The organism is Streptomyces diacarni, assembly GCF_003323715.1.
In the GTDB taxonomy this organism is placed as follows: Bacteria; Actinomycetota; Actinomycetes; order Streptomycetales; family Streptomycetaceae; genus Streptomyces; species Streptomyces diacarni.
Map to the genome: position 1 here is coordinate 116,107 of NZ_QOIN01000042.1, position 20,016 is coordinate 136,122.

Sequence of the window (20,016 nt, forward strand, 5' to 3'; positions counted from 1 at the left end):
CGTCGCCCTTCGCGGGACACGGCAACGCCCGTCCGCCTGAGCCGATCCGGTACGCCTCGTCGCTGACCGGTGGCATCCGGGCTCGGCAGGCCGCGAGACACCGGCACTCACAGCTCACGCAAGAGCGGCTCAGCCGCAGAGGGCCGGGGCGGCCTCGCCGCCTGGCGCACGCTGTGCTCGGTCGCCGGCGCACGCTCCGTTCGGTCGGTGGCCCGCGCCGGCTACGTCTCCACGGGTGGCGTCTCGGACCAGCCGAGCGGGTACAGGTCGCGGCCGTGGGTGCGGACGGGGGCGTCCTCGCTTGCCTCGGAGAAGGCCGTGAGTGCCTCGACGAGAGCGCTACGCTGCCCCGGTTCCATCCGGGAGACGATCGCGTCGATCTCGGCGCGGCGGCGTGCGGTGACCTCGCTGACGATCCGGTGGCCGGCTTCGGTGAGCGCCAACAGGTTCTCACGCCGGTTGCCGGGATTGGCTTGCCGGTCGACGAAGCCGCTCGCATAGAGGCGATCGATCATGCGGGTGGCGGTGGACGGATTGACGCCCAGCTGTTGGGCCAGTCCCACGAGCTTGCCCGGCCCGCGCTGCTCCAGCATGACGAGCAGCCGGAACTGCGGCAGCGTCACCTGGTCCTGAACAGCCGCCAGTGAGCGTGCGGATACCGCCACCAGCAGCCGGGACGCGGTCATGACGGCGTTCGTCACCGCGTCGGCATCGCGCGCGCCCGGCTCGAGCCCCGCCCTGTCACCTGTCGCCATGCCCTCTTTCTATCTCGGATCGCGGACGGTCCGCGCCTCCGGGCGCAACCTTTGCCCTGTACACGTTTTGCCTTGTGCAAATATAAGATAGGCGAAAGACCCCATCCGGAAGGGAGACGCCACGACCGTGGAACAGGTGACGGAGGACCGCACCACGCACCACACGACGAAGACAGCAGCCACCGGCGGTGACAGTGCCGCCGCACCAGGGCCCGTCGACGTGGCCAGGCGTTGGCCGCCCATGGCTCGGCTCCGCGCGGCCCCCTGGGCCGTCATGGTGATGGCCGTGGCCGTCGGAGCCGGAGCAGGGCTGGGCTCGATCGTGTTCCGGTGGCTGATCCAGTTCTTCACCGGACTCTTCTCCGGGCACGCCGACTACTCCGCCACGGCCCACCACGGCAACCCGCACATACCCTGGCTCGGCGCCTTCTTCGTCGTCCTCGCGCCCGTCGTCGGCGGACTGCTGTACGGGCCGCTCGTGGACCGCTTCGCGAAGGAGGCCCGCGGCCACGGCGTCCCCGAGGTGATGCTGGCGGTCGCGCAGCGCGGCGGCCGTATCAACGCACGCGTCGCAGTCGTCAAGTCGCTGGCCTCCGCACTGACCATCGGCTCCGGCGGTTCCGTCGGGCGCGAGGGGCCCATCGTCCAGGTGGGCTCAGCACTCGGTTCCACGCTCGGCCGGATCGTCAGGCTCCCCGAGGAGCGGCACGTACTGCTGGTCGCCTGCGGCGCGGCGGGCGGCATCGCCGCAACCTTCAACGCCCCGCTGGCCGGCGTCTTCTTCGCCATGGAGTTGATTCTGGGCGCCTTCAGCGTCGAGGCGTTCGGCGCGGCCGTCCTGGCAAGCGTCACCGCCAGCGTGATCGGCCGCGCCGCCTTCGGTGACACCGCCTTCCTCACCCTGCCGCCCTTCCACCTCGACCACCTCGCGCAGTACGGCCTCTTCGCCTTCCTCGGCGTCGTCGCCGGCGCGGTCGGCGTGGGTTTCACCCGGATCCTCTACCTCGTCGAGGACATCTGCGACTGGGTCTGGAGCAAGCTCCGCGGCCCCGAGTGGCTGCGCCCGGCCGCGGGCGGACTGCTGCTGGGCGGGCTCCTGCTGGCTCTCCCGCAGATGTACGGAGTGGGCTACCCCGTCCTGGAGCGGGCGACCGAGGGCACGTACGTCATCGGCTTCCTGCTGCTCCTCCTCGCCGGCAAGATCCTGGCCACCAGCCTTACCATCGGCATCGGCGGCTCCGGCGGTGTCTTCGCCCCGAGCCTCTTCATCGGCGCGATGCTGGGCGCCGCGTACGGCATCGTGACGCACAACGCGCTGCCCGGCCTCGCGGGCGCCGTCGGCGCATACGCCCTGGTCGGCATGGGTGCCACCTTCGCGGGCGCGGCCCGCGCACCCATCACGGCAGTGGTCATCCTCTTCGAACTGACCGGCGAGTACTCGATCATTCTGCCGCTGATGCTCGCCATCGTGCTGGCCACCCTGACCTCGCGGCTCCTCAGCCGAGACACCGTCTACACGCTCAAGCTGACACGGCGCGGTGTCGACATGCACGCCCCCGGGTCGGCTCCGGGCGCGAAGCTGGGCAACCAACTCGTCTCCTCGGTGATGGAGCCGGTGCCGACCCCGCTCAAGGGATCGACGGAACTGGCGGAGGCGGCCGACCAACTCAGGTCCTCCGAGCACGGCGTGCTGCCCGTACTCGACACCGATGAACGCTACCTGGGTGTCCTCACCGCCCGTACCGTCACCGAGGCCCTCTCCAAGCCCGGCGACGAGGCATCACACCCCGCGGCCACCGCGCAGGACGTGGCCGAGCTCCCCGGCCCCGTCACCGCCGACATGCGACTGGGCAACGCCCTACACGCCCTGGTCAACTCTCCGAGCACGGGCCTGCCCGTCCTCGGAGCCGACCACACCCGCCTCGTCGGGTGGCTCACCCACCAAAGCGCACTACGGGCACTCCACGCGCCGTCCCAGGCACAGCCGGCCCACGAGTGACTGTCGCCCTCCCAACGGGGCAGCCCATGCATGCGAACGGTGCAGGCTGTGCCGCCTGGCAGGAAGAGGGAACGGGGCTCGGTCGGGAGCCCAGAGCGCACTGACGGGTTGAGGGACCACGGAGACCCCACAGGTGCTGGAGAACACTCCCGGCACCAACAGCCAAACCCTCGAGCCGTACCGGCGCCGGCCAGACCTGAGCACGATCCGCGAAACACCTCAGGCCCAGAACCCGCCCCCGGTGCCCCTCCCGATCAGCCACAGCAGCAAGGACACCACCGTGCCGAAGCCCAGCCAGGCACCGAGCCGGGATCGCGCCGGTCCCGGCCCCATCATCATCCGCCCCGCGAAACCGCCCAGCATCACGCCGAGGAGCGCCAGTCCCAGTGCGCCGATGCCCCGCATCGCCAAGTCGCTCTCGCCTTGGTCATCGGTGCGGAACACCTCGGCGGGGCCCACGTCCGGCCGCAGGGCATGTGCCGGGAAGGCCTCGCCGGCCTCCGTCCCCTCGGCGTCGTGACTCTCCTTCAACGGGACGTCCGTCAGCTCCAACTCCCCGTCACTGGAGCGGAAGTCTCCGTAGCAGAAGGTACTGGGACCCTGGTCGGTGCCTCCGCTGTGCTCGCACCGGTCCAGGGTGAAGACGCCCGGCTTCGCCTCCTCGACGACGCTCTTCACATCGAGGTAGTCCGTCTTGAGCAGCCCGACGCCGGACACCAACGCCAGCACGGCGAAGAACGCGGCGATCCCCGCCTTCTTCCGCTGGGCAGACGAAAGAGGCCGCCCTGCCGCACGCGGCTGCGCCTGCCCCTGTGCACCAGGCAACTCTGTTCCGGACATCATGCGCTCCCCCGTTCGCCCCGTACGCAAGGTGCTGCCGCGCCGAGCCCAACCTCCCCGACCGCGGTGTTCCACCCGTTCATGACATGCATCCCTCACTGACGGCCCGCATGCGCCCAGCTCACAACAAAGCCCAGGTCACGGGGCATGTGACCTGGGCTTCAGATGAGCCGCCTAGGGGAGTCGAACCCCTGACCTACGCATTACGAGTGCGTCGCTCTGGCCGACTGAGCTAAGGCGGCGGGTGCGTGCGACCAGTGTGGGGGCCGCTGCGGCGACAAGTCTACAGGGTTTGTGGGGGTGGTCGGGACGGGGGCCGGGGTCAGTGGCAGGTGGTGCCGTTCTTGGGGGGCTTGCCCTGGACGAGGTAGGAGGTGACGGCGGAGTCGACGCAGTCGCTGCCGCGCAGGTAGGCGGTGTGGCCGTCGCCCTCGTAGGTGACCAGGCGGGCCGAGGAGAGCTGGCCCGCCAGGCCCTGGGCCCAGCGGTAGGGGGTGGCCGGGTCGCGGGTGGTGCCGACGACGACGATCGGGTCGGCGCCCTTGGCGGCGATCCGGTGCGGTTCGCCCGTGGGCTTCACCGGCCACTGAGCGCAGTTCAGCGCCGCCCAGGCGAAGTTGCGGCCGAAGACGGGGCTGGCCTTCTCGAAGGAGGGGACCGCCTTGCGGGCCGCGGCCGCGTCGGAGAAGGCGGGGGGTGCGTCGAGGCAGTTGACGGCCGGGTTGGCGTACATGATGTTGCTGTACTCGCCGTCGGGGCCGCGCTCGTAGTAGTCGTCGGAGAGGGCGAGGAGCGGTGCCCCGTCGCCCTTCTTGCCGGCCGCCAGTGCCTCGCGCAGCTGGGGCCAGGAGCCCTCGTCGTACATGGCGCGAATCACTCCCGTGGTGGCCAGCGACTCGGTCAGCGGGCGGGAGGAGCCGGTCTTGAGTGGCTTGCGGTCGACCTTCTCGAAGAAGTCGCCCAGCTCTTCGCCCGCCTCGCTGACGCTGCCGGTGCCCAGGGGGCAGTCGGACTGGCCGACGCAGTCCTTGGCGAAGGCCTTGAACGCCGTCTCGAAGCCGGCGGTCTGCTCCTTGTTGACGCGGCGCGCGGACAGCGACGGGTCCATGGCGCCGTCCAGCACCAGGCGGCCGGAGCGCTTCGGGAACAGGCCCGCGTAGGTGGCGCCGAGGTAGGTGCCGTAGGAGGCTCCGACGTAGTTGAGCTTCTTGTCGCCGAGTACGCCGCGCAGGACGTCCATGTCGCGGGCGGCCTCCGTCGTCGAGACGTGGCCCAGCAGCTTGCCCGAGCGCTTCTCACAGCCCTTGGCGAAGCGCTCGTAGGCGGCGGTGAGGGCGTCCGTCTCCTTCTCGGAGTCCGGGGTCTGGTCGACGCGCGTGTAGGAGTCCATCTGCTTGTCGCTCAGGCATTCGACCGGCTCGCTGTGGCCGACGCCGCGCGGGTCCATGCCGACCAGCGTGTAGTGGTCGCGCACCTTCGGCGGGTACGCGAGGCCCGCCGCCTGCTGCACGTAGTCGATCGCCGAGCCGCCAGGACCGCCCGGGTTGACGTGCAGCGACCCGCCCTTCGGCTTGCCCCCGCCGCCCTGCGGCTCGGACCGGGTGACGGCCAGGCGCACGCTGTGCCCGGTGTCGTCGGGGCCGTCGCCGGGTTCGTCGTAGTCCAGCGGCACCCGCAGCGACGCGCACTCGAAGCCTTCGATTCCGCACTTGCGCCACGACAGCTTCTGGTCGTAGTACGGGCGCAGGTTGTCCGGAATCGACTCCGAGAGCGGCTTGAGTGGCGGGGCGTCTGCGCCCGCGTGCGCGCCCGAGGGGTCGGAACCGGGACTGTCGGAGCCGTCCTCGGACGAGCAGCCCGACAACATCAGAGCCGTCACCGCCAGGACGGCCGCGGCCACCCGACGGGGACCCCGCGCGGTACGGGCTCGGGGGCCGGGTGGCTGCTGACTCATCGGGCATCCCTCCGCTGGCGGCACGTCCACGCGAGCCTACCCACTGTGCTGTCGTGCCGTCCGCCCGCCGGGCCCACCTGGCGCGTCAGCCCCTGGCGCACCAAAGGGCTGACGCGCCGGCCCTGACGCCGTCAGCCCGCTCCGCGCCGCCCCCGACGCCGTCAGCCCGCTCTCAGTGCCATCGTCATCGCCTCGACCGCCAGCAGGGGCGCCACGTTGCGGTCGAGCGCCCGGCGGCACTCCAATACCGCATCGATACGGCGCAGCGTCTGCTCCGGACGCGAGGTGGTGACGAGCCGGTCGACGGGCGCCGAGGGATCGTCGTGTGCGAGAGCGACCGCAGAGCCCAACTGGCGGGCCAGCACGTCACGGTAGAAGGCCGTCAGATCCGTGAGCGCCAGGTCGAGGGAGTCGCGCTGGGTTCGGGTCGCACGCCGCTTCTGCTTGTCCTCCAGCTCCTTCATCGCACCCGCCGTGCCGCGCGGCAGCCGCTTGCCCTCCGCGGCGCCGAGTGCGGTGCGCAGCTCCTCGGTCTCCTTGGCGTCCAGCTCCTCCGCCACCTGTTTGGCGTCCTCGGCGGCGTCGTCGAGCAGTTCCTGCGCGGCCCGCAGCGCGCTGCCCACCTCCTCGACACGGGCCGGCAGTTTCAGCACCGCCTGGCGTCGGGCGCGGGCCCGCTCGTCCGTGGCCAGCCGCAGCGCACGGTCGATGTGGCCCTGGGTGGCCCGTGCGGCGAACCTGGCCAGGTCGGGGTCGATGCCGTCCCGCCGCATCAGCAGGTCCGCGACCGCGTCCACCGGGGGTGTGCGCAGCGCCAGGTGGCGGCAGCGGGACCGGATCGTCGGCAGCACGTCCTCGGTGGACGGCGCGCACAGCAGCCACACCGTGCGCGGCGCGGGCTCCTCGACGGCCTTCAGCAGGACGTTGCCTGCGCCCTCGGTGAGGCGGTCGGCGTCCTCCAGGACGATCACCTGCCAGCGGCCGCCCGCCGGCGACAGCTGTGCCTCCCGCACCAGCGCGCGGGTCTCCTTCACGCCGATGGACAGCAGGTCCGTACGGACGACGGTCACGTCCGCGTGGGTGCCGACCATCGTCGTGTGGCAGCCCTCGCAGAAACCGCACCCCGGGCTGCCGCCCAGCGCCCTGTCCGGGCTGACGCACTGGAGCGCCCCGGCGAACGCGCGAGCCGCCTGTGAGCGGCCCGCGCCCGGCGGCCCCGTGAAGAGCCAGGCATGGGTCATCGCGGAGCCGGAGAGGTCGGCCGACCCGCCCTCCGCGGCTTCCGCCGTCACGTACGCGTCGGCGTCCCGTGCGGCAGCCGTCAGCTGCCCCACCGCCCTGTCCTGTCCGACCAGGTCGTCCCACACCGCCATACGGACCATTGTCCCGGATGCCGGTGACACCCGGGCACCGTCCACCACCGTCACGCCGCGGGGTGGCTGCGCCGGCTCCCGCAGTGCCGCGCTGTCGGACGGCGGTCCGGGTTCAGCGCGGCGCGGGAGCCGGCGGGAGCGTCATCGGCGGCGCTGGTGACCGTCTGCGTCCTGGTCGCCCTGTTCGTCCTGAGCGTTGTGGGCGTCGTGGTCGTCGTGCGGACCCAGGAGTTTGTCCGCCAGCGTGGGGGCGTCGTCCATGGGGGTGTCCTCAGCCCAGGAGGGACGTGGGCGGCCGTTCTCCTCGACCTGGGGGAGTTCGCGCGTACGGTCCTCCCCCGCGTCCTCGGAGACCTTCGGCAGCACGGTGGTCTCGTCCTCGGACACCTTCGGCAGCACCGTCGTCTCGTCCTCGGACACCTTCGGCGGCACCGTCGTCTCGTCCCCCGCGGAGGGCGCCACCGCGGGGCGCGGCAGCTGCGCCGTGTCCTCGGCGTCCGGCTGCGCGGCGGAGGGTTCGCCCCGGTCGGACACCTGCGGAATCTGTGCGGTGTCGGCCTCGGAGCCGTCAGGCGCGGAAGCGGGCTGGACCGGTGTCGTCGCGGTCGTCTCGTCGGCGTCCGCCTTCGCGGGGGCCTTCGCCTCGGACGCCGTCCCCGCCTCGGTCCGGGATGCGGCCTTGGCCGCGGCCTCCGCTTCGGCGTCCGCCTTCGCCTTGGCCTGTGCCTTGGCCGCGGCCTCCGCCTCCGCGGCGCGGCGCGTCTCCTCCGCCCGCAGCAAGGCCTCCTCCGCCTTGCGCTGGCGCTCGCGGCGCCGCTCCTCCGCCTCGGCGCGGAGCCGCTTCTCCTCCTCGGCGCGCTTGCGCAGCCGCTCCTGTTCCTCCTCGTAGGCACGCTGTTCGGCCTCGCGGCGCTCGCGTTCCTCCTCGGCGATGCGGCGGGCCTCCTCGGCCTGCTTGCGTGCCTCCTCGGCGCGCCGCGCCTCCTCGCGCTGGCGTTCCAGTTCGGCCTCGCGGCGCTTGCGCTCCTCCTCCTCGCGGCGCAGCTTCTCCAGCTGTTCCTGGCGCTCGCGTTCCTTGCGCTCCTCTTCCGCCTTGCGGCGGGCCTCTTCCTCGGCCTTCCTGCGGGCTTCCTCCTCGGCGCGCTTGCGCGCCTCCTCCTGGGCCTTCTTCTCGGCTTCGGAGAGCGGAAGCACCTGGTCGAGGCGGTGGCGGATGACCGTCGTGACGGCCTCGGGCTCCTGTCCGGCGTCGACGACGAGGTAGCGGGCGGGGTCGGCCGCGGCGAGGGTGAGGAAGCCGGAGCGCACCCGCTGGTGGAACTCGGCCGGTTCGGACTCCAGCCGGTCGGGAGCCTCGGTGAAGCGCTCCCGTGCCGTCTCGGGTGCGATGTCGAGCAGCGCGGTCAGGTGCGGCACCAGGCCCTCGGTGGCCCAGCGGGAGATACGGGCGATCTCGGTCGGCGACAGGTCGCGCCCGGCGCCCTGGTAGGCGACGGAGGAGTCGACGTACCGGTCGGAGAGGACCACGGCGCCGCGCTCCAGCGCGGGGCGCACGACGGTGGCGATGTGCTCGGCACGGTCCGCCGCGTACAGCAGTGCCTCCGCGCGGTGCGAGAGCCCGGAGGAGGAGACGTCCAGCAGGATGGAGCGCAGCCGCTTGCCGACGGGTGTGGAGCCGGGCTCCTTGGTGACGACGACCTCGTGGCCCTTCGCCCTGATCCACTCGGCCAGCGCCTCGACCTGGGTGGACTTGCCGGCGCCGTCGCCGCCCTCCAGGACGAGGAAGAAGCCGTCGGCCGCGGGTGCCTGCCGGGGACGGGCGCCGCCGAACGCCTCCACGAGGTCGCGGCGCAGCGGTACGCCCTGCCGGTCGTCGGTCCGTCCCAGCAGGATCGCGCCGACGGGCAGCAGCAGCGCGCCGACGAGCATCAGGGTGAACGAGGCGCCTCCGTGGTCGAAGACGAAGGCGCCGTCCTCCACCCGGTGCGGCCCGATGAGCGCGGCCACGACGGGCGCGATCAGGGCGCACAGCGCGAGCGACAGCCGTACGACGGCCTGCAGGTGCTCGGTGGTGCGGGTGCGGCGGAAGTCCTCGGTCTCCTGGTCGAGCAGGGTGTGCAGGGTGTTGGCCGCGATGCCGCCGCCCAGTCCGGCGAGCAGTGCGAGGCCGATGACGGTCGCGGTGTCGGAGACCAGCCCGGCCGCGAGGAGCGCGACACCGGTCAGACCGGTGACGAGCGCGAGCAGGCGGCGGCGGGAGAGCGACGGCAGCGTGTGCGGGGCGAGCCTGATGCCGGCGGCGGTGCCACCGGTCAGCATCAGCGCCAGCAGCCCGAACGCGACGGGCCCGCCGCCCAGGTCGGCGGCGTGCAGCGGAGCGAGCGCGACGGCCGCGGCGATCGCCCCGCTGACGGCGGCGCCCGCGAGGACCAGCAGCGGCACGGCGCCCGTACGGCCCTTGTCGGTACCCGATCCGGTGCTGGGCCGGCGCAGCCCCTCCAGCGGGGAACGGGGGCGCGGGGTGCGGGTGTCCGGGAGTTCGAGGAAGTAGCCGACGGCCGCCGCGGCGGCGAACAGGCCCGCCGCCACGTACGAGGCGAGCGCGGCCTGGTGCGAGCCGAACCAGTCGATGCCCGTGCCGAGCAGGTTGCTGACGAGCGTGACGACCACCAGCCCGGCGGCCGCCAGCGGCAGGGCCACGAAGCCGGTGCGCAGCCACAGGCGGCGCAGCGCGTCGTGGTGGTCGGGCAGCGGCCGCACGGCAGCGCCCTCCACGGGCGCCGCCGGCAGGAGGGCCGGGGCCGCGCTGTCCCGCGTCACGGTGGACAGCCGCTCGGCGGTGCCCGCCACGAAGACGGTGATCAGCAGGATGAGGAAGGCGTTGCCGGGCGTCCAGTCGATCCACAGCGGCGCGATGACCAGGGCGATCGCCCGCAGGACGTCGGCGCCGAACAGCGTCCAGCGCCGGTCGAGGACCTTCTTCGGCGCGTCGTCCTTTTTCGGCGTGTCGTCCTTCTTCGGCGCGTCACCGTCCTGCTTCGGTGCGTCCTTGTCGCGCGCTGCCGCTGTCCCGGTGGTGTCCTTCTCAGCGGAGTCCGCAGCCCCGCCGGGGCCTGCCACGCGCTTGGCGCCGCCCTTGCCGACGACGCCGCTCACCAGCGCGGAGACGGGGCCCAGCAGGACGGCGCCGAACAGCAGCGTGGACAGCAGCCGCAGCCCGAAGACGACCGCGACGACGAACGCCATGCCGCGGTATCCGCCGCCGAAGACCGGGTCTCCCGCGACGCCGCGCACGGCCGCCGCCTGCATCGCCAACAACAGCAGCACCAGAAGGGCCAGCATGTCGCCGATCCCACTGGTGAACTGCGCCGTCCACAGCCGCCTCAGCGGCGGGAAACGCAACAGCGCGGTCACGGCGCCCTCGCGGGATTCCGCGGCGAGGGAGTCGTCCGGAGCGGTTGGGGGCGAAGACATCATCCCGCCAGCGTATAGGGAGGGCGCCGCCAACCGGATGCGTACCCGAACATCCGTGTGAACACCGGCCGGTTCCCCGAACGCCTCCCCCGCGTCCTACTCCTCGGGGGACGTCCCCTTCGCCGCGCTTCCGGAAGCCGCGCCCTGGGAAGCGGCGGCCTTCTTGCCCGCCGTCTTCTTCGCCGCCGTCTTCTTCGTCGCCGTCTTGGCAGCGGCCGTCTTGGTCGCCGTCTTCTTCGCGGCCGTCTTCCCCGTCGCCTTCTTGGCAGGCGACTTCTTCGCCGCCGTCTTCTTCGCCGAGGACTTCTTCGCGGCAGACTTCTTCGCCGGGCCCTTCGCCCGCTTCTCCGCCAGCAGCTCGAAGCCCCGCTCCGGGGTGATCGACTCGACCTCGTCGTCACGCCGCAGCGTCGCGTTGGTCTCGCCGTCGGTCACGTACGGGCCGAAGCGGCCGTCCTTGACCACGACGGGGCGCTCCGTGGTCGGGTCGTTGCCCAGTTCCTTCAGCGGCGGCTTGGCCGCCGCACGGCCGCGCTGCTTGGGCTTGGAGTAGATCTCCAGCGCCTGCTCCAGCGTGATCGTGAAGATCTGTTCCTCGCTCTCCAGCGAGCGCGAGTCCGTCCCCTTCTTCATGTAGGGGCCGTACCGGCCGTTCTGGGCCGTGATCTCGTTGCCCGACTCCGGGTCCACACCGACGACCCGGGGCAGCGACAGCAGCCTGAGCGCCTGCTCCAGCGTGACGGTGTCCAGCGTCATGGAACGCAAGAGCGACGCGGTGCGCGGCTTGACCGCGTTCTTGCCGGTCTTCGGCGTGCCCTCGGGCAGCACCTCGGTGACGTAGGGGCCGTAGCGGCCGTCGCGGGCGACGACGGGCCGGCCCGTCTCCGGGTCCGTGCCGAGTTCGAAGTCGCCACTGGGCTTGGCCAGCAGCTCCTTGGCGTACTCGACGGTCAGCTCGTCCGGCGGCAGGTCGTCGGGCACGTCGGCGCGCTGGCCCGGCTCGCCCTCCTGCTGGCTGGGGCCCTCCACGTACGGGCCGTAGCGGCCCACCCGCAGGGTGATGCCCTCTCCGACGGGGAAGGAGGAGACGCCCTTGGCGTCGATGGCGCCGAGGTCGGAGACGAGCTCCTTGAGACCGCCTAGGTGGTCGCCGTCACCGTTGCCTGCCGCGGCGGCCTCGCCGGTGGCCGTGGCGGACTGGCCGTCGCCGCCGTCGCTACCTTCACCGAAGTAGAAGCGCCGCAGCCACGGGATCGCCTCCGCGTTCCCGGCGGCGATGCGGTCGAGGTCGTCCTCCATCCTGGCGGTGAAGTCGTAGTCGACCAGCCGGCCGAAGTGCTTCTCCAGGAGCCCGACGACGGCGAAGCTCAGGAAGGACGGCACCAGCGCGGTGCCCTTCTTGAAGACGTAGCGCCGGTCCAGGATCGTGCTGATGATCGAGGCGTAGGTGGAGGGGCGGCCGATCTCGCGCTCCTCCAGTTCCTTGACGAGCGTCGCCTCCGTGTAGCGGGCCGGCGGCTTGGTGGCGTGGCCGTCCACCGACATCTCTTCGGCGCGCAGCGGGTCGCCCTCGGATACCTGGGGCAGCCGCCGCTCACGGTCGTCGAGCTCGGCGTTGGGGTCGTCGGCGCCCTCGACGTAGGCCTTGAGGAAACCGTGGAAGGTGATGATCTTGCCGGTGGCGCTGAACTCGGCGTCCCGCCCGTCGGCCGACCGGCCGCCGACCTTGACGGTGACGGACTGCCCGACGGCGTCCTTCATCTGGGAGGCGACGGTCCGCTTCCAGATCAGCTCGTACAGCTTGAACTGGTCGCCGGTCAGACCCGTCTCCGCGGGGGTGCGGAAGCGGTCCCCCGAGGGGCGGATCGCCTCGTGCGCCTCCTGCGCGTTCTTGACCTTGCCCGCGTAGGTGCGCGGCTTGTCCGGCAGGTAGTCGGCGCCGTACAGCTGGGTGACCTGGGCGCGCGCCGCGGACACGGCGGTGTCGGAGAGCGTGATGGAGTCCGTACGCATGTACGTGATGAAGCCGTTCTCGTACAGCTTCTGCGCCACCTGCATGGTGGACTTCGCGCCGAAGCCCAGCTTGCGGCTCGCCTCCTGCTGGAGGGTGGTCGTACGGAAAGGCGCGTACGGCGAGCGGCGGTAGGGCTTGGACTCCACGGAACGGACCGAGAAGTCCGTGTCCTCCAGCGCCGCGGCCAGGGCGCCCGCACCCTCCTCGTCCAGGTGCAGCACCGCGGCCGGGTCCTTGAGCTGCCCGTCCGAGCCGAAGTCGCGGCCCTGGGCGACACGGCGGCCGTCCACGGTGGTCAGCCGGGCACCGAACGTCCCCGGATCCCCGGCCGCGCCGCGGCCCGCTCCCGTCGAGGCATCCCCCGCCTGCCCCGCCGCGAACGTGCCGGTCAGATCCCAGTACTCGGCGGAACGGAACGCCATGCGCTCCCGCTCCCGCTCGACGACCAGCCGGGTGGCCACGGACTGCACGCGGCCCGCCGACAGCCGCGGCATGACCTTCTTCCACAGCACCGGAGAGACCTCGTACCCGTACAACCGGTCGAGGATCCGCCGCGTCTCCTGCGCGTCCACCAGCCGCTGGTTGAGCGCGCGCGGATTGCGGACGGCGTTTTGGATCGCGTCCTTGGTGATCTCGTGGAAGACCATCCGCTTGACCGGGACCTTCGGCTTGAGCACCTCTTGCAGATGCCAGGCGATGGCCTCGCCCTCGCGGTCCTCGTCAGTGGCGAGGTAGAGCTCGTCGGAGTCGGCCAGCAGCTCCTTGAGCTTCTTGACCTGGTCCTTCTTGTCGCTGTTGACGACATAGAGGGGTTCGAAGTCGTGGTCGACGTTGACACCGAGCCGGGCCCAGGGCTCACCCTTGTACTTCGCGGGAACCTCGGCCGCACCGCCGGGGAGGTCACGGATGTGCCCGACGCTGGCCTCGACGACGTAACCAGGGCCGAGATAGCCCTTGATCGTCTTGGCCTTGGCAGGCGACTCGACGATCACGAGTCGGCGCCCGCCGTTTGCTGTCTCGTGGGTCGGGGACAACTTCTGCTCTTCTCTCCGGTCGGCTGCTATCTGTATCGCATCGGTATCGCTGCGGAGTGTGACGGTACCTCCCGCCCCCATGTCAAACGGGAAAAGTCGGCAACGCCACTCGAACGGTAACCCGACAACCAGCCGTGGCGCCGCCCGACGGCTCTGGCAACATGTCGGGGGCACATCACCAGGTACCGCTCGACCTCGGAGGTCTTGTGTCCAATCCCAACCAGCCCGGTTACGGCTATCCCCAGCAGCCGGGCCAGAACCCCTACAACCAGCCGCCGGGACAGCCGGGAGCGCCCGGTTACGGCTACCCGCAGCAGCAGCCGATGGCCCCCATGCCAGGCCAGTACGCCGGCGACCCGAACGCCCCGTACGGCTACGACCCGTACGGACGGCCGCTCTCGCACAAGTCGAAGATCGTCGCCGGCGTGCTCCAGCTCTTCGTCGGCGGCCTGGGCATCGGCCGCTTCTACACCGGCCACGTCGGCATGGGCATAGCCCAGCTCTTCACCTGCGGCGGCTTCGGCATCTGGGCCCTGATCGACGGGATCCTCTTCCTGACCAGCGACGACCGGACCGACAGCGACGGCCGCATCCTGCGTGGCTGAGACCGGCGCGAGCCCAGGGGGAGGGCTGCGCGACACGAGGGGAGGCACCGGCCACATGGCGAACACCAACGTCCCTGATGCTGTGGGCCGACTCCGCGCCGCCCTCTCCCACCCGGCCGCCCCGCCGCTGGCGACAGCGGCGGCCGGCCTCGTCGGCGCCTGCTACCTGTGGGACACCGACCCGCACGAACCCGGCGGCCTGCTACCGCGCTGCCCCTTCAACTGGGCCACCGGACTGCTCTGCCCGGCCTGCGGCGGCACCCGCATGGTCTACGACCTCCTGCACGGCGACCTCACGACGGCGCTGCACGACAACGCGGCCCTGCTGACGGTCGGCCTGCCCGTCGCCGGATACCTCTCGGCGCGCTGGCTGTGGGAAGGTCTCCGCGGCCGCCGCTGGGCGCCCCGGATGAGCACCCGGGGCACGGTCGCCGTCCTGAGCGCCGCCGTCGCCTGGACGGTGACCCGCAACCTGCTGTAGGCCCCGGCGCCGGCCGGCACCAGGACGCCAGGTACCCGACGCCACTGACGCCAGGGCGTCACCTCGACACCCGGCACCGCTTCGGTGACAGTGGCGGTCTCAGTCCGCGACCGGTGTCACAAAGCCCCGCTCCACCAGCAGCCGCAGCGACTCCGGCGTACGGGCACGCAGCTCGCCCACGTCCTCTCCGAGCAGCTCCCCGATGGCCTCCAGGATGCGCCCGGCGCTCAGCGTGCCGTCGCACACCCCCGCGAACCCGGCACCCACCGTGTCCACCGTCATCGCGCGCCGCATCCCGCGGTTCTGCCGCAGCACCACATACTGCGGGTCCTCCGCGCCCGGCTCGCCGATCTCCTCCTGCACGACCTCGTCCGCGAGCACGTACCGGTGCTCCAGCAGCGCCGCGTCGTTCGTGAGGCGCAGGAAGTCCTGCCGTGCGAAGTGCGCGCGGATCACCTCGCCCAGCGGCTGCTCGACCGGGTGCGGCCACTCCTCGGCCAGCACCGAGGGCCGCTCGGCGCCACTGCGGCGCAGCGTGATCCAGCCGAACCCGACAGCCTGCGTACCGCGCGCCGCGAACTCCTCCAGCCAGGCGTCGTAGCGCTCCTCGTACACGGCCGGATCGCCGCGGTGATCACCCGCGTCCCGCAGCCACAGCTCCGCGTACTGCGTGACGTCCTGCGTCTCCCGCTGCACGATCCACGCGTCGCACCCCGGCGGCACCCACGCCGCCACCCGCTCCCGCCAGTCCCGGCCCTCACGGTGCTCCCAGTTGGCCAGCAGCTGGCAGTAGCCGCCCGGGGCCAGACGGCCGGCCGCCTGCTCGACGAGAGACCGGCACAGGTCGTCGCCCGCCATGCCGCCGTCCCGGTAGGTCAGGCGGGCACCCGGAGAGATCACGAACGGCGGGTTGGAGACGATCAGGTCGTACGGCTCCGCGTCCGCCACCGGCTCGAACAGCGACCCTTGGCGCACCTCCGGCTCGGGCACGCCCGACAGCGCCATGGTCAGGCGGGCGCAACGCAGCGCGCGCGGGTTGAGGTCGGTGGCGGTGACGTGGGAGGCGAAGCGGGCGGCGTGCAGCGCCTGGATCCCCGAACCCGTCCCCAGGTCGAGCGCCCTGGCGACGGGGGCGGTCACCATGAGCCCGGCCAGCGTGGTCGAGGCACCGCCCACTCCCAGCACGACGTCCTGGGCGGACTCCGCCGAGGCGCCCACGCCACCCGCCCCGCTTACCGCGCGGCCCAGATCGCTGACGACCCACCAGTCCTCGCCGTCCGGACCACTGTAGGGGCGTACGTCCACGGTGGCGCGGACGTGCTCCGCCGGACCGGGGTCCGGGCCCGGGGCCGGGTCCGTGACCCGCTCCAGCCACCGGTCGGCCAGCACCTCGTCCAACGGCAGTACGGCCCCGGCACGTTCACGGGAGACAGGCCGCTGGAGCAGGAAGAGCCGTACCAGCGTCTCCAGCGGCTCCCCACCGCGCGTGGCACGGAGTGCCGGAACGGTCTCACCCCGGGCGAGAGCCGCGTAGGCGGGGGCGCCCAGCAGATCGAGCAGCCCATCGGCGGTGAACCCGGCCGCGGCCAGCGCCTCCCGCAACGTTCGGGTGCTCTCGGGCGTGGGCTCGGGCAGTGCGTCAGTTCTCACCCGCGCCATTCTCCTTCGCATACGCCCACACCCACGACCGGGCCCGTCCGGAACAGACCACCAACCGCCCCCAACGGACGGCGGGCAGGACGGAACGGTCCGCCGGCCGCCCCCAACGGGCGGCGAGCAGCGCGGAACGGTCCGCCAACCGCTCCCAACGGGCGGCGAGCAGCGCGGAACGGACCGCCAACCGCTCCCAACGGGCGGCGAGCAGCGCGGGACGAGGGGCGCGCCCTCCGACGGGGACGGCGGGCCGCCCGGGAGGGGCCGCGGACCGTCCCGGCCGCCGACCCGCGGGCCGGTCGGCTCGCGATGGCGGCGCGCACCGCCACCCGCACCGCGCACGCCGCTACCCGCACCGCGGGCCGAGCGGGCCGGCTCACTTGTCGGTCACGCCGGTCTTCTTGCAGCTCTCCTGGTTGGCCATCGCCTTGCCCACGTCACCGGTCGACAGCTTGTGCAGCGCCTCGTCACCACGCTGCCCGAGCGTCTTCAGCTTGGCGGCCACACTGTCGAGCCCCTCGTCGAACTTGTCACCGGTGGGGAGCTTGTCGACGGAAGTCTGGAGGTCGTTGTACTGGCCGGCGATGCCGTTGAGCTCCTTGATGGCGTTCTTCTGCATCTTCTCGCCGTCGTCGACGGGCGGGGCGCCCGCGCTCTTGACCGCCCGCGCCATGGCCTTGTACGCGTCGGAAACCTTCTTGAAGCCGGCCGAGTCGGCCTTCTTGACCTCTTCGGGGGACTTGTTCGCCTGGGAGGCCTCCGCGATGGCGGCGTTGGCCTGCCTGACCTTCGTCAGCTGCGGCTGGAGGTCGTCGCAGACGCTCTTGGCCCACTCGTCCGTCTTGCCGCTGTCGTCACTGCAGCCGGTCAGCGCGAGTACGAGTACGGCGCCGCCGGACAGTGCCGCCGTGAGCTTCTTGTTCACCGGATCGGTCCCTTCATGGCTGTTCGGCCCGGAACATACACGCCACGGAGGGAGTGGCGGCGAGCCGGAAGACCCCTATGTCTACTATTGCAGCCGTTTGCACCAACGCAGGTCTGCGACATCACGGACACGCGTGGGCCCACAGGGCCGCGTACAGCCGGTCCGGCGGCGCTGAGACGAAACACACACAAGGGCGGACGGGACACCAACGCGTCCCGCCCGCCCCTCGGTTGAGTCGCCGCTAGGAGGCGGCCACCGGATCCACCGGATCCGAGGGCTTCGCCGACCGATCGGTGTTGTCCTCCTCACCCACGGCGATACCGCGCCGCTTGGAGAGGTAGACGGTGCCGACGACGACGGCCACCGCGACCGCGGCCACGACGACGCGGGCGCCCGCGCTCTTGTCCGCGCCGTAGCTGAACTTCACCACGGCGGGCGCGATCAGCAGGGCCACCAGGTTCATGACCTTCAGCAGGGGGTTGATCGCCGGACCCGCGGTGTCCTTGAAGGGGTCGCCGACCGTGTCACCGATGATGGTCGCCTCGTGCGCCTCGCTGCCCTTGCCGCCGTGGTGGCCGTCCTCCACCAGCTTCTTGGCGTTGTCCCAGGCGCCCCCGGAGTTCGCGAGGAAGACGGCCATCAGGGTGCCGGCGCCGATCGCGCCGGCCAGGAACGCCGCCAGCGCACCGACACCGAAGGTGAAGCCCACCAGGATGGGGGACATCACCGCCAGCAGCCCCGGCGTCGTCAGCTCGCGCAGCGCGTCCTTGGTGCAGATGTCCACGACACGGCCGTACTCCGGCGTCTGCGAGTAGTCCATGATGCCCGGCTTCTCACGGAACTGCCGCCGGACCTCGAAGACGACCGAACCGGCCGAACGGGAGACCGCGTTGATGGCGAGCCCGGAGAAGAGGAAGACCACCGCGGCACCGAACATCAGCCCGACCAGCGTGCTGGGCTGCGCGATGTCCACCAGCTCCAGCATCTTGCCCGCGTTCTGGTCCGCCTCGGTCAGGGCCTTGCCCAGCTCGGTGCGGTACGAGCCGAAGAGCGCCGCCGCGGCGAGCACCGCCGTGGCGATGGCGATGCCCTTGGTGATCGCCTTGGTGGTGTTGCCCACCGCGTCCAGGTCGGTCAGCACCTGCGCCCCGGCGCCCTCGACGTCACCGGACATCTCGGCGATGCCCTGCGCGTTGTCGGAGACGGGACCGAAGGTGTCCATGGCCACGATCACCCCGACCGTGGTCAGCAACCCGGTACCCGCCAGCGCCACGGCGAACAGCGCCAGCATCACCGTTCCGCCACCCAGCAGGAAGGCGCCGTAGACGCTCAGCCCGATCAACAGGGCCGTGTAGACGGCCGATTCGAGGCCGATGGAGATGCCGGAGAGCACCACCGTCGCGGGCCCCGTCAGCGACGTCCTGCCGATGTCCCGAACCGGCTTGCGGGTGGTCTCGGTGAAGTAGCCGGTCAGCTGCTGGATGAGGGCGGCCAGCACGATGCCGATCGCCACGGCCACGATGGCCAGCACCCGCGGGTCGCCGCTGTGGCCGAGGATCTCGTTCGCGTCGTCCCCCGAGACGCCCTTGAGGTCCGCGTAGCTGGAAGGCAGGTACACGAACGCGGCGATGGCCACCAGCACCAGCGAGATCACCGCGGAGATGAAGAAGCCGCGGTTGATCGCCGTCATGCCGCTGCGGTCGGAGCGGCGCGGAGCCACGGCGAACACGCCGATCATCGCGGTGAGCACCCCGATGGCGGGAACGAGCAGCGGGAAGACCAGCCCGTCGTTGCCGAAGACGGCGGTGCCCAGGATCAGCGCGGCCACCAGCGTTACCGCGTAGCTCTCGAACAGGTCGGCCGCCATGCCGGCGCAGTCGCCGACGTTGTCGCCCACGTTGTCCGCGATGGTGGCGGCGTTGCGCGGGTCGTCCTCGGGGATGCCCTGCTCGACCTTGCCGACGAGGTCGGCGCCGACGTCCGCCGCCTTGGTGAAAATGCCGCCGCCGACCCGCATGAACATCGCGATCAGCGCCGCACCGAGCCCGAAGCCCTCCAGCACCTTGGGCGCGTCCGCCGCGTAGACCAGCACCACGCACGCGGCGCCCAGCAGACCGAGGCCGACGGTGAACATTCCGACGACGCCACCGGTACGGAAAGCGATCTTCATGGCCTTGTGCGAGACGGCCGTGAGATCGACCGGAATTTCTCCCGGGTCGCCCTTCGCCGCCGAGCCCCCAGCCGGCGCCGGTACACCCGAGGGGGTGACCGGAGTCGCCTCACGCGCCGCAGCGGCCACGCGCACATTACTGCGCACCGCGAGCCACATACCGATATAGCCGGTCGCCGCCGAGAAAGCCGCACCGACCAGGAAGAACAACGAACGGCCGATCCGCTGTTTCATATCATCGGCCGGCAACAGCATGAGCAGGAAGAAGACGACCACCGCGAAGACCCCGAGGGTGCGCAGCTGCCGCGCCAGATAGGCGTTCGCCCCCTCCTGCACGGCCGAGGCGATCTTCTTCATGCTGTCGGTGCCCTCGCCCGCGGCGAGCACTTGTCGTACCAGCACCAGAGCGACGCCGAGCGCTGCGAGCGCGACAACCGCGATCACGATCGCGAGTCCCCGGTTGCCACTTGTCAGCTCTGCGGCGTCAGCGAGGTGCTGAGGGTGGTGAAGTGGGCTGAGTTGCCCCGCCATTCGTCCTCCTTGACGTTTGGCACATGGGCGCGCGCAAGCACGCTCAGGCGTCCTGCTGCAAAGATGTGGACGGATTGTAGGGAGCGCCACTAGATCAAAACAGAGCGCAGCAGCGGGAATTCGCTGGGAACGGCGAAGATCAGCCGCTTACGAGCCGGTCAATTCGCTCGCATGAGGGAACGAGCAAATTCAACTGACGCCCGAAAAA

The 20,016-nt window shown here is 71.5% G+C and carries 12 protein-coding genes and 1 tRNA gene; 3 read left to right on the forward strand and 10 right to left on the reverse strand.

The window, feature by feature from the left end; all coding sequences use genetic code 11:
* Positions 1-221 precede the first annotated feature (221 nt).
* Positions 222-755 carry a MarR family winged helix-turn-helix transcriptional regulator gene (locus DTL70_RS13030; RefSeq protein WP_114022077.1) on the reverse strand — a complete coding sequence of 178 codons (534 nt, stop codon included), beginning with the start codon at positions 753-755 and terminating at the stop codon, positions 222-224.
* 274 nt (positions 756-1,029) lie between these two features.
* Here DTL70_RS13030 and DTL70_RS13035 point away from each other — a divergent pair, with 274 nt between their 5' ends.
* On the forward strand, positions 1,030-2,754 hold the full coding sequence (locus tag DTL70_RS13035; RefSeq protein ID WP_114022246.1) for a chloride channel protein: 1,725 nt from the start codon (positions 1,030-1,032) through the stop codon (positions 2,752-2,754).
* A 219-nt stretch (positions 2,755-2,973) separates the two neighbouring features.
* Here DTL70_RS13035 and DTL70_RS13040 read toward each other — a convergent pair whose 3' ends face one another.
* The 6 genes from DTL70_RS13040 to topA form a co-directional block, all read right to left on the reverse strand.
* Positions 2,974-3,597: a hypothetical protein gene (locus DTL70_RS13040; RefSeq protein ID WP_181860907.1), complete on the reverse strand. Its 624-nt coding sequence runs from the start codon at positions 3,595-3,597 to the stop codon at positions 2,974-2,976.
* 165 nt (positions 3,598-3,762) lie between these two features.
* A tRNA-Thr gene (locus tag DTL70_RS13045) sits at positions 3,763-3,836 on the reverse strand.
* An 80-nt stretch (positions 3,837-3,916) separates the two neighbouring features.
* Complete coding sequence (locus tag DTL70_RS13050; protein ID WP_114022079.1) at positions 3,917-5,548, reverse strand: alpha/beta hydrolase; 1,632 nt, start codon at positions 5,546-5,548, stop codon at positions 3,917-3,919.
* A 161-nt stretch (positions 5,549-5,709) separates the two neighbouring features.
* Positions 5,710-6,921, reverse strand: coding sequence for a DNA polymerase III subunit delta' (locus DTL70_RS13055; protein WP_114022080.1), 1,212 nt, complete (start codon positions 6,919-6,921; stop codon positions 5,710-5,712).
* Between the two features lie 141 nt (positions 6,922-7,062).
* The gene (tmk, locus tag DTL70_RS13060; RefSeq protein ID WP_245979353.1) at positions 7,063-10,395 is read right to left on the reverse strand and encodes a dTMP kinase; all 3,333 of its coding nucleotides are present in this window, start codon (positions 10,393-10,395) and stop codon (positions 7,063-7,065) included.
* Positions 10,396-10,491: 96 nt separating this feature from the next.
* A complete protein-coding gene (gene topA / locus DTL70_RS13065) occupies positions 10,492-13,443 on the reverse strand; it encodes a type I DNA topoisomerase (RefSeq protein WP_114022082.1) in 2,952 nt (983 codons plus the stop codon).
* A 206-nt stretch (positions 13,444-13,649) separates the two neighbouring features.
* On the opposite strand from topA, the gene DTL70_RS13070 reads away from it, so the two are divergent.
* Together DTL70_RS13070 and DTL70_RS13075 are read left to right on the forward strand one after the other, a co-directional pair.
* Positions 13,650-14,048: a TM2 domain-containing protein gene (locus DTL70_RS13070; protein WP_181860908.1), complete on the forward strand. Its 399-nt coding sequence runs from the start codon at positions 13,650-13,652 to the stop codon at positions 14,046-14,048.
* 55 nt (positions 14,049-14,103) lie between these two features.
* A complete protein-coding gene (locus DTL70_RS13075) occupies positions 14,104-14,529 on the forward strand; it encodes a DUF2752 domain-containing protein (RefSeq protein ID WP_114022083.1) in 426 nt (141 codons plus the stop codon).
* Between the two features lie 99 nt (positions 14,530-14,628).
* Here the strand turns inward: DTL70_RS13075 and DTL70_RS13080 are convergent, their stop codons facing one another.
* The 3 genes from DTL70_RS13080 to DTL70_RS13090 form a co-directional block, all read right to left on the reverse strand.
* Positions 14,629-16,179 (reverse strand): DUF7059 domain-containing protein, encoded by a 1,551-nt coding sequence (locus DTL70_RS13080; RefSeq protein ID WP_484421899.1) that lies wholly within the window; start codon positions 16,177-16,179, stop codon positions 14,629-14,631.
* Between the two features lie 379 nt (positions 16,180-16,558).
* Complete coding sequence (locus DTL70_RS13085) at positions 16,559-17,107, reverse strand: small secreted protein (protein ID WP_114022085.1); 549 nt, start codon at positions 17,105-17,107, stop codon at positions 16,559-16,561.
* Positions 17,108-17,348: 241 nt separating this feature from the next.
* A complete protein-coding gene (locus tag DTL70_RS13090; protein WP_114022086.1) occupies positions 17,349-19,808 on the reverse strand; it encodes a sodium-translocating pyrophosphatase in 2,460 nt (819 codons plus the stop codon).
* Positions 19,809-20,016: the final 208 nt, after the last annotated feature.